10 protein-coding genes are annotated in these 10,524 nt (G+C 70.4%); 1 reads left to right on the forward strand and 9 read right to left on the reverse strand.

From position 1 onward, the window contains the following. The first annotated feature begins 160 nt into the window (after nucleotides 1-160). Entirely contained in the window at nucleotides 161-1,075 is a 915-nt protein-coding gene (rarD, locus tag H5J29_RS09410) for an EamA family transporter RarD (RefSeq protein WP_312858132.1), read from the forward strand. A 3-nt stretch (nucleotides 1,076-1,078) separates the two neighbouring features. Here the strand turns inward: rarD and H5J29_RS09415 are convergent, their stop codons facing one another. From H5J29_RS09415 to H5J29_RS09455, 9 genes are all read right to left on the reverse strand, one after another. After that, entirely contained in the window at nucleotides 1,079-2,077 is a 999-nt protein-coding gene (locus H5J29_RS09415; protein ID WP_181780540.1) for a polyprenyl synthetase family protein, read from the reverse strand. 29 nt (nucleotides 2,078-2,106) lie between these two features. Continuing rightward, nucleotides 2,107-3,705 carry an NADH-quinone oxidoreductase subunit NuoN gene (nuoN, locus tag H5J29_RS09420; RefSeq protein ID WP_181780541.1) on the reverse strand — a complete coding sequence of 533 codons (1,599 nt, stop codon included), beginning with the start codon at nucleotides 3,703-3,705 and terminating at the stop codon, nucleotides 2,107-2,109. Continuing rightward, complete coding sequence (locus H5J29_RS09425; RefSeq protein ID WP_181780547.1) at nucleotides 3,702-5,303, reverse strand: NADH-quinone oxidoreductase subunit M; 1,602 nt, start codon at nucleotides 5,301-5,303, stop codon at nucleotides 3,702-3,704. Before H5J29_RS09425 ends, nuoN begins: the two co-directional genes overlap by 4 nt. A gap of 5 nt (nucleotides 5,304-5,308) precedes the next feature. Beyond that, nucleotides 5,309-7,216 (reverse strand): NADH-quinone oxidoreductase subunit L, encoded by a 1,908-nt coding sequence (gene nuoL, locus H5J29_RS09430; RefSeq protein ID WP_181780542.1) that lies wholly within the window; start codon nucleotides 7,214-7,216, stop codon nucleotides 5,309-5,311. Nucleotides 7,217-7,334: 118 nt separating this feature from the next. Next, nucleotides 7,335-7,634: an NADH-quinone oxidoreductase subunit NuoK gene (gene nuoK, locus H5J29_RS09435; RefSeq protein WP_181780543.1), complete on the reverse strand. Its 300-nt coding sequence runs from the start codon at nucleotides 7,632-7,634 to the stop codon at nucleotides 7,335-7,337. After that, nucleotides 7,631-8,440: an NADH-quinone oxidoreductase subunit J gene (locus H5J29_RS09440; protein WP_181780544.1), complete on the reverse strand. Its 810-nt coding sequence runs from the start codon at nucleotides 8,438-8,440 to the stop codon at nucleotides 7,631-7,633. Before H5J29_RS09440 ends, nuoK begins: the two co-directional genes overlap by 4 nt. After that, on the reverse strand, nucleotides 8,437-8,979 hold the full coding sequence (gene nuoI / locus H5J29_RS09445) for an NADH-quinone oxidoreductase subunit NuoI (RefSeq protein WP_181780545.1): 543 nt from the start codon (nucleotides 8,977-8,979) through the stop codon (nucleotides 8,437-8,439). Before nuoI ends, H5J29_RS09440 begins: the two co-directional genes overlap by 4 nt. Nucleotides 8,980-8,981: 2 nt before the next feature. Next, entirely contained in the window at nucleotides 8,982-10,253 is a 1,272-nt protein-coding gene (gene nuoH, locus H5J29_RS09450; protein WP_181780548.1) for an NADH-quinone oxidoreductase subunit NuoH, read from the reverse strand. A 20-nt stretch (nucleotides 10,254-10,273) separates the two neighbouring features. Continuing rightward, nucleotides 10,274-10,524: molybdopterin dinucleotide binding domain-containing protein (locus H5J29_RS09455; RefSeq protein WP_220187179.1), on the reverse strand; the 251-nt coding region annotated here is incomplete at its 5' end.

Here is a 10,524-nt window from a genome sequence, read left to right on the forward strand (position 1 = left end):
CCACCGGGACCGCCAGCGCCGCGACCGCCCAGAGCGCCACCCGCCGCGCACCTCCGGCCACCCCGCGCCCCCTCTCCGGCGCCGGTCACCCCGATCGGGTGATGATGCCGACACCGTAGCGGGCGCGGCCCGGCCGTCCGAGTCGTGTTGTGATGGAACGGTGACGCTCGAGGAGGCCCGTCCGCAGCTCGACCGTGGCGGCGTGGGCCTGGGTGCCTCGGCGCACGTCGTCTGGGGGCTGTTCCCGGCGTTCTGGCCGCTCCTGGACCCCGCCGCGCCGGTGGAGATCCTCGCGCACCGCATCCTCTGGACGATGGTGCTGATGGCGGGCGTCCTCACCCTGCTGCGCGGCTGGAGCGCGCTGCGGGCCCTGTCCGCGGGCGGGTGGCTGCGCGTGGCGGCCGCGGCGCTCCTGATCACCGTGAACTGGGGCACGTTCATCTACGGGGTGGTGATCGACCGGGTCGTCGACATCGCCCTGGGCTACTACATCAGCCCGCTGGTCAGCGCCCTGCTCGCCGTCCTGGTCCTGCGGGAGCGGCCTAACCGCGCCCAGACCGCCGCCCTGCTGATCGCCACGGTCGCCGTCGTCGTCATCAGTGTGGGGGCGGGGAGCCCGCCCTGGCTGGGGTTGGTCCTCGCGGCCTCGTTCGGGGCCTACGGGCTGCTGAAGAAGACGGTCCCGCTGCCCTCCACGGCCAGCCTCACGGCGGAGGGCCTGGTCGTGGGCCCGCTCGCGCTGGCCTATGTGGTGGTGCTCCAGGTGACCGGCCAGGGCACCTTCACCGACCACGGTGGCCTGCACGCCACGCTGATGATCCTCGCGGGCCCCGCGACGGCGATCCCGCTGCTCCTCTACGGCGCGGCGGCGCGGCGCATCCCGCTGACCACCCTCGGCACCCTGACCTACATCACGCCGACGCTGCAGTTCCTCTGGGGCGTCCTGGTGCTCGACGAGACGATGGCCCCCTCCCGCTGGGTCGGCTTCGGGCTCGTCTGGATCGCCCTGGCGATCTTCACCGTGGACCTGCTCCGCCGCACCCGCGGCGGCACGACCGGCACCGTCGTGCGGTAGGCCTCAGCCGGTGCGGTCGATCGTGTACGTCGTCAGGGTGCTCAGGGCGTCGACGGCGGCGCAGGGCGGGAGCTTGCGCAGCTCCGCCTGGGCCTCCTCCGCGTAGCCCGCGAGGGTCTCCCGGGCCTGCCGGATGCCGGGGCCGGAGCGCAGCAGGCCGAGCGCCTCCTCGACACCGGCGTCCGTCTCGATCGGTGCGGACAGCAGCTCCCGCAGCCGCGGCGGGCACTCCGCGTCCGCCAGGGCGTGCAGCATCGGTAGGGTGTGGACCCCCTCGCGCAGGTCCGTGCCGGGGGTCTTGCCCGAGTCCAGGGACGGCGAGGCGATGTCGATGATGTCGTCCGAGATCTGGAAGGCGGCGCCGATCGTGGCGCCGAAGCGGTGCAGCGACTCGATCTGCTCCGCCGTGCAGCCCGAGAACATCCCGCCGAACCGGCCCGACGTGGCGATCAGCGAGCCCGTCTTCTCCGCGATGACCTGCAGGTAGTGCCGCACCGGGTCGTCGGACTCGGCGGGCCCGCGGGTCTCTCGCATCTGCCCGGTGACGAGCTCGGCGAAGGTCTCGGCGATGATCCGCACCGCCTCCGGGCCCAGGTCCGCCACCAGCCGCGAGGCGTGGGCGAACAGGAAGTCCCCGGTGAGGATGGCCACCGTGTTGTCCCAGCGGTGGTTGGCGCTCTCCGCGCCCCGGCGCATCGTGGCCGAGTCCATGACGTCGTCGTGGTAGAGCGTGGCCAGGTGCACCAGCTCCACGACGGCGGCCGCCCGGACCACGTCCGGCCCGGTGGGCGAGGGCCCGATCTGCGCGGAGAGCAGCGTGAACAGCGGCCGGAACCGCTTGCCGCCCGCATCGATCAGGTGCAGGGACGTCTCGCTGACGAAGTGGTAGTCGCTGTGCACCTCACGGTGCAGCAGCTCCTCCACCCGGTCGAGCCCGTGCGCCGTCGCGGCGGCCAGGTCCGGGTCGGCGAGCTCCACACCCGCCACGCTCTGCGTCTCCACCCCGACAGCCTACGAGGCCGACCCTGGGCTCACCCTGTGAACCCGCCTGCGCCCGCCCAGTCCAGGACGAGTGTGGGCACGATCCCGAGCAGCAGGGTGACGACCACGCCCAACGTGATGGTGACCGTGGTGAACGCGCCCGGCACCGTGACCGTCGGGCCGTTCTCCGGCGCCTCGCTGAAGTACATCAGCACCACGATCCGCAGGTAGAAGAACGCCGCGATCGCCGAGGCGACCAGCGCGATCACGACCAGCGGCGCCATCCCGTCGCTCAGCGCCGCCGCGAAGATCGCGAACTTGGCGGTGAAGCCGCTGGTCAACGGGATGCCGGCCAGGGCCAGCAACAGGAAGGTCATCACCCCGGCGAGCACCGGGGAGCGTTTGGCCAACCCTGCCCACTGGGAGAGGTGAGTGGCCTCGCCGTCCGCCGTCCGGACCAGCGAGATGACGCCGAACACCGCGAGCGTGGTGAACCCGTAGGCCAGCAGGTAGAAGAGCGTGGACGACACCCCCGCCGGGGTGATCGCCATGGTCCCGATCAGCAGGAACCCGGCGTGGGCGATCGACGAGTACGCGATCATCCGCTTCAGGTCGGTCTGGGTGAGACCGAGCACAGCCCCGATGAACATGGACGCGATCGCCACGGCCCACAGCACCCCGCGCCACTCCCAGCGCGTCGAGCCGAACGCCACGTAGAGCACCCGGGCGATCGCGCCGAACGCCGCGACCTTCGTGCAGGCCGCCATGAACGCCGTGACGGGCGTGGGCGCGCCCTGGTAGACGTCCGGCGTCCAGGTGTGGAACGGGCCGACGGAGCCCTTGAACAGCAGCCCGACGACCAGCAGCGCGAGCCCGCCGAACAGCAGCGCGTCGGAGCGGTCCGTGCCCACCGCGGCCTCGGCGATCGCGCTGAGCCGCACCGAGCCCGCGTAGCCGTAGAGCAGCGCGAGGCCGTAGAGGAAGAAGGCCGAGGCGAACGCCCCGAGCAGGAAGTACTTGACCGCCGCCTCCTGCGAGAGCAGCCGACGCCGCCGCGCGAGCCCGCACATCAGGTACAGCGGCAGGGACAGCACCTCCAGGGCCACGAACATCGTGAGCAGGTCGTTCGCTGCGACGAACGCCATCATCCCGCCGAGCGCGAACAGCGTGAACGGGAAGACCTCGGTCTGCATCGTCGGCGCCTCGCCGGGTGCCCCGTAGGAACGGTCGACGTGCTCCGGGTCGACGCCGGTGGCGCCGGTCGTGGTGCCGGGTGCGGCCCCCACGGACAGCCGCTCCGCCGCCGAGGCCACGAACGCGCCGCCCGGCTCCACCGAGCGGTCCGCGATCAGCAGCAGCGAGCCGAACCCGAGCACCAGCAGCGTGCCCCAGAGGAACAGCGTGGGCATGTCCACGGCCAGCGTCGAGCCCAGCGTGACCACCCCGGCCGCGGGCGCGGAGCCCGCGTAGACGCCGAGGGTCACCCCGGCGACCGCCACCACGAGCACGGTGAGCGCGACCTGCGCGGGCCAGCGCTGGTGGCGGGGCAGGAACGCCTCCAGCAGCACGGACACGCACGCCCCGCCGAGGACGATCAGCAGCGGCGCGATGGCCCCGTAGTCGATCGGGGGCGCGTTCAACGGGGTCATCGGGAAGTACCTCCGGCCGGCACGGGGTCGGGGAGACCCAGCTCGGTCATCGTCGCCTGGACGGACGGGTTGATCACGTCGAGCACCGGGCCGGGGAAGAACCCGAGCAGCACGATGACGACGATCAGCGGGGCCAGCACCCCGATCTCGCGCTTGGTCAGGTCCGGGAAGCCGGCACCCCGCGAGGCCGCGACGGCCGGGTCGATCATGGCCCCCGGCCCGCCCGCCCCCGCGGTCTCCAGGGCCTTGATCACGGCGTTGCCGCGGACCGGGCCCTGCATCGTCTGCTGGTAGAACCAGAGCACGTAGAGCGCGGCGAAGATGATCCCGACCGTGGCGATGATCGTGGCCACCGGCTCGTTCGGGAAGGACCCCACCAGCACCAGGAACTCGGACACGAACGAGTTCGTGCCGGGCAGCGCCAGCGAGCTCATCCCGGCCAGCAGCAGGCAGCCCGCCAGCAGCGGGGCGAGCTTGGCGACGCCGCCGTAGTCGCTGATCAGCCTCGACCCGCCGCGGGCGACCAGCAGGCCGACCATGACGAACAGCATGCCGGTGGAGAGCCCGTGGTTGACCATGTAGAGGGTCGCGCCCGCGAACGCCTGGCTGGAGAAGGCGAAGGTGCCGAGCGCGATGAAGCCGAAGTGCGCGATGGACGTGTAGGCCACGAACCGGCTCATGTCCTTCTGCCCCACCGCGAGCAGCGCCCCGTAGATCACGCCGATGACGGCGAGGGTGATCACCAGCGGCGCCAACGCCTGCGAGGCGTCGGGGAACAGCGGCAGGCAGTAGCGCAGGAACCCGAAGGTGCCCACCTTGTCCAGCACGCCGACGAGCAGGACCGCGGCCACGATGGGGGCCTCGGCGCCGGCGTCGGGGAGCCAGGTGTGGAAGGGCACCAGCGGCGCCTTGATCGCGAACGCCACGAAGAAGCCGAGGAACAGCCAGATCTGGGTCGACGTCGGGACGTCCTGCGCGATCGCCTGCAGCTCGGTCCAGGTGAACGTGCCCTGGCCGAGGACGTTGCCGCTGGTCACGTACAGCCCGATCAGCGACGCCAGCATGATCAGCCCGCCGAGCAGCGAGTACAGGAAGAACTTCACCGACGCGTACTGCCGGTTCGGGCCGCCGAAGCGCCCGATCAGGAAGTACATCGGGATGAGCATGGCCTCGAAGAAGACGTAGAACAGGAAGACGTCCGTGGCCGTGAAGACGCCCATCAGCGTGGCCTGGGTGGCCAGCAGCAGCGCGAAGTACCCCGACGCCGTGCGGCCCTCGGGCAGCTTCTCCGCCCAGGCGAAGAGCATCAGGCCGGGGACCAGGAACGCCGTCAGCGCGATCAGCACCAGCGCGATGCCGTCGATACCGAAGGCCAGGTGGGTGCCGAAGGCGGGGATCCACGGGACCGAGAACTCGTACTGGAACCGGGTGCCCGCCGCGGCCGCGGCCGTGTCGTAGCCCACCCAGATCACCACGACGAGCAGGAACTCGACCAACGCGGTGACCATGGCCGTGGCCTTCGCCGCGGGGACGTTGTGCCGCAACGGGTACATCAGCAGCGCACCGACGACCGGCACGAGCAGCAGGATGATCAACATGGGGTTCACGCGAACCTCACCGCCAGCAGGGCCGCGACCACGAACACGCTGCCTCCCAGCATCGAGAGCGCATAGGAGCGCACGAACCCGGTCTGCAGTCTTCGGAGCCGACCGGAGCTGCCGCCGAGACCGGCCGCGACGCCGTTGACCAGCCCGTCGACGCCGCGGTTGTCCACGAACACCAGAGCCCGGGTGAGCCAGATGCCCGGACGCTCGATGAGCGTCTCGTTGACCGCGTCGGCGTAGAGGTCGCGGCGGGCCGCCTGCACCGGCAGGGACACCCGCTCGGGCCGCTCGACCGGCGTCGGGCGGCGGCCGACCAGCAGGTACGCGACGAGCACGCCCAGCGCGGAGAACAGGACCACGAGCCACGGGACCAGCGCGTGCGGCAGCGCCCCGCCCTCGAGCTCCTGCAGCTCGCCCAGCGAGGGGGCGAGCCACTCGTAGAGCCCGATCGCGGAGAGCGTGAAGCCGCCGAACACCGAGCCCACGGCCAGCACGATCATCGGGACGGTCATCGTGGTCGGCGACTCGTGCGGGTGGTAGTCCTGCCCGTCGGGAGCCTTGAGCTCCTTCCAGCGTTCCTTCCCGAAGAACGTCATGATCATCAGGCGGGTCATGTAGAAGGCCGTGAGCCCGGCCGCGAGCGTGGCCGCACCGCCGAACACCCAGCCCTGCCAGCCCTCCTGCGCGAACGCGGCCTCGATGATCGCGTCCTTGGAGAAGTAGCCGGACAGGAACGGGAAGCCGATCAGGGCGAGGTAGCCCAGCCCGAAGGTGACGAACGTGATCGGCATCCGACGACCGAGGCCGCCGAAGTGGCGCATGTTCACGTCGTCGTTCATGGCGTGCATGACCGACCCGGCGCCGAGGAACAGCCCGGCCTTGAAGAAGCCGTGCGTGAGCAGGTGGAAGATGCCCAGCGCGTAGCCTGCCGGGCCGAGCCCGACGGCCAGGATCATGTACCCGATCTGGCTGACCGTGGAGTACGCGAGGACCTTCTTGATGTCGTCGTAGGCGCAGCCGATGATCGCCCCGATGAGCAGGGTGACCACCCCGACCAACGCGACGACCAGGCGTCCCGTCTCCGTGAGGTTGTAGATCGGGTTGGTGCGCGCGATGAGGTAGACGCCCGCGGTGACCATGGTCGCCGCGTGGATGAGGGCGGAGACCGGGGTCGGGCCCTCCATCGCGTCGGGCAGCCAGGACTGCAGCGGGAACTGGCCGGACTTGCCGCAGGCCCCGAGCAGCAGCAGGATCGTGATCGCCAGGACCGTGCCGGAGGGGACCTCGCCGATCCGGGCGAACACCTCCGTGTACTGCAGGGTGCCCAGCTCGAGCCAGAGCAGGAAGATCGCGATGGCCAGCCCCACGTCGCCGACCCGGTTCATCAGGAAGGCCTTCTTCGCGGCGGTCGCCGCCGAGGGCCGGTCCTGGTAGAAGCCGATCAGCAGGTAGGACGCCAGGCCGACGCCCTCCCAGCCGAGGTAGAGCATCACGAAGTTGTTGCCCAGCACCAGGATCAGCATCGCCGCGACGAACAGGTTCAGCTGCGCGAAGAAGCGCCGGCGCCCGGGGTCGTGGCTCATGTAGCCGACCGAGTAGAGGTGGATCAGCGAGCCGACGCCGGTGATCAGCAGCACGAACGTGAGCGACAGCGGGTCCAGGCGGATCCCGAAGTCCACGTCCAACGTGCCCGAGCTGATCCAGGAGAACAGCGACACCTCGCGCGACCGCTGTTCCGGCTCGAGCCCGAGCGTCTCGAAGAACAGCAGCAACCCGACGACGAACGAGGCGACGACGGCCGCCACCCCGACCCAGTGCCCCCAGGCGTTGGCGCGCCTGCCCGCGAGCAGGTTCGCCAGCGCCCCGAGCGCGGGCAGGACGAAGAGCAGCGGAGCGAGCGCGGTCACGACCGCCCACCCCCACGCCGCATCATGGAGCCACAACTGTCATTCGAGGCCCCGGAAGCGTGCATTGTGGCTCCACAATGCGAACCGGGGTGGGGAGCGTGCATCGTCGGAGGCCCCTTTAGTACTTCAGGAGGTTCGCGTCGTCGACGGACGAGCTGCGGCGGGTGCGGAAGATCGACATGATGATGGCCAGCCCCACGACCACCTCGGCCGCGGCGACGACCATGACGAAGAACGCCATGACCTGGCCGTCGAGCGTGCCGTTGATGCGGGCGAAGGTGACCAGCGAGAGGTTCACCGCGTTCAGCATCAGCTCGATGCACATGAACACGACGATCGCGTTGCGGCGCACCAGCACCCCGACGGCGCCGACGGTGAACAACAGGCCGGAGAGCAGCAGGTAGTTGGTCGGGCTCATTCGCCCGCCTCCAGTTCGCGACGGCGGCCGGTGAGCGAGTGCGCGTCCGACGGCGGGCGGGGTGCCTCGTCGACCTCGTGACCCTCGATGATCTCGGAGAGGGACTCGGGGGCGACCGAGCCGTCGGGCAGCAGGGCCGGGACGGCGACCGAGTTGGCCGTGGCGTAGACGCCGGGCCCCGGCAGCGGGGAGATCCGGTCCCCGCGCAGCCGGGCGACGACGGCGGCGCGCTGGCCGAGCTTGGCCTTCGGCTTCTTCTGCGCGAAGGCCAGCACCATCGCCCCCAGCGCCGCGGTGATCAGCAGCGCCGAGGTGAGCTCGAAGGGCAGCAGGTAGTCCGTGAAGATCAGCCGGCCGATGCCGGTCAGGTTGCCGTTCGCCGCGTTGTTCCCCAGGCCGACCGAGGGCACCGCGAACATCGTCCGCCCCACGCCCGCGACCAGCAGCAGCGCGAAGGCCAGGCCGAGGAGAGCGCCCGCGACCCGTTGTCCACGGAGGACCTCGACGACGGAGTCGGAGCTGTCCCGGCCCACCAGCATGAGCACGAACAGGAACAGCATCATCACGGCGCCGGTGTAGACGATGATCTGCACGAAGCCCAGGAACGGGGCCTGCTGCATCATGTACAGCACCGCGAGCGACAGCATCGTCATCACGAGGAACAGCGCGGAGTGCACGGCGTTGCGGGCGAAGATCATCGCCACCGCCGCGGCCAGCGCCACCGGGCCGAGGATCCAGAAGACGATCGCCTCGCCCACGCCGGTGTCCCCGGCCGTGGCGTCCGAGACCACTTGAGCCAGGATCATCGCGCCTGCTCCCCCACCGGGTCGGACTCCACGCCCTGGCGGGCCAGGACCGGGCCCTGCACGTAGTAGTCCTGCTCGTCCCCACCAAGCCGCATCGGGTGCGGCGGCTGTTCCATGCCGGGCAGCAGCGGCGCGAGCAGCTGCTCCTTCGTGTAGATGAGGTCCTGGCGGTTGTCGTCCGCCATCTCGTAGAAGTTCGTCATGGTGAGCGAGCGGGTGGGGCACGCCTCGATGCACAGCCCGCAGCCGATGCAGCGCAGGTAGTTGATCTGGTAGATCGCGCCGAAGCGCTCACCGGGAGAGAAGCGCGCCTCCTCGGTGTTGTCCCCGCCCTCGACGTAGATCGCGTCGGCCGGGCACGCCCAGGCGCACAGCTCGCAGCCCACGCACTTCTCCAGGCCGTCCGGGTGCCGGTTGAGCTGGTGGCGGCCGTGGTAGCGCGGCGCGGCGGGCGGGAAGTCCTCCGGGTACTCCTCGGTGACGACCTTCTTGAACATGGTCGAGAAGGTGACGCCGAAGCCCTTGAAGAAGTCGAACATCCCTACTCCTCCTTCCCGGTGAGTGCAGGTTCCTTGGCGGCCTTCGCCCGCGGCAGGCGGTGCCGCGGCCGGTCCGGCACGGCGAGGTCGAGCGGCGGGACCGGGTAGTCCGAGGCGACCTCGACGGTGTCGTCGGGCGTCTTGCGGTCCGGCAGCCCGAAGGCGACGGCGATGATCGCCAGCAGCACGATCCCGATCGTGATCAGCAGCGCCACGGTGGCCTCGCCGCCCGTGCTGTTGCGGTAGGCGCGGATCGCGAAGACGATCAGGATCCAGCCCAGCGAGACGGGGACCAGGACCTTCCAGCCCAGCCGCATGAACTGGTCGTACCGGAAGCGGGGCAGCGTGCCGCGCAGCCAGATGAACACGAACAGGAACGCGAGCGTCTTCACCAGGAAGGCGAGGAACTGGAACCAGCCGTTGTCGAACCCGGACCACAGGTGCCCGAGCCACGGGATCTGCCCGCCGCCCAGGAACAGCGTGGTCGCCATGGCCGAGACCGTGACCATGTTGACGTACTCGGCGAGGAAGAACAGCGCGAACTTCAGCGACGTGTACTCGGTGTGGAAGCCGCCGACGAGCTCCGACTCGGCCTCGGGGAGGTCGAACGGCGCCCGGTTGGTCTCGCCGACCATCGCGATCGAGAACACGATGAAGCTGGGGATCAGCAGGTAGAAGTACCAGCCCGTGCCTTGCGCCGCGACGATGTCCGCAGTGGACAGCGACCCCGCGTACAGCACCACCGCCACCACGGAGAGCCCGAGCGCGATCTCGTAGGAGATCACCTGCGCCGCACTGCGCAGCGCGCCGAGCAGCGAGTAGGGCGAGCCGGAGGCCCAGCCGCCGAGCACGATCCCGTAGACGCCGATCGACGAGCAGGCCAGCACGACGAGCACGCCCACCGGCAGGTCGACGAGCTGCAGCACCGTGGGCTCGCCGAAGATCGACACCTCGCCGCCGAACGGGATGACGGAGAAGGCCACGAACGCCGGGATCGTGGAGATCACCGGGGCGATGAAGTAGACCTTCTTGTCGGCCATCACCGGCATGATGTCCTCTTTGAACGCCAGCTTGAGGCCGTCCGCGAGGGACTGGAGCCAGCCGTTCGGACCCACCCGGTTCGGCCCCGGACGCTGCTGCATCCGGGCCACGACCTTGCGCTCCCAGTTGATCATGAACAGGGTCAGCACCACGCCGACCGCGAACAGCACCACGACCTTGAGGATCACGAGCCAGATCGGGTCGTCCGCCAGCAGCTGCTGGGTGCGGGTCAGCCCCTCTTGTTGCGCGAGTGTCATCCCGCCACCACCCTGACCAGTGCTCCGTGCCCGACGCCGAGGGTGCTGCGCACCGCGGAACCGGGCGAGTTCGCAGGCAGCCAGACGACGCCGTCGGGCAGGTCCGCGAGCTCGACCGGCAGCGTGATCGCCCCCCGGTCCGTGGCGACGCTCGCGACCCCGCCCTCGACCAGGCCCAGCCGCTCCGCGGTGGCGGGGTTCGCCCGCACCCGCGGGGCCCGGGCGGTGCCCGCCAGCGCGGGCTCGT

Source organism: Pseudonocardia pini (genome assembly GCF_013870575.1).
Lineage (GTDB): Bacteria > Actinomycetota > Actinomycetes > Mycobacteriales > Pseudonocardiaceae > Pseudonocardia > Pseudonocardia pini.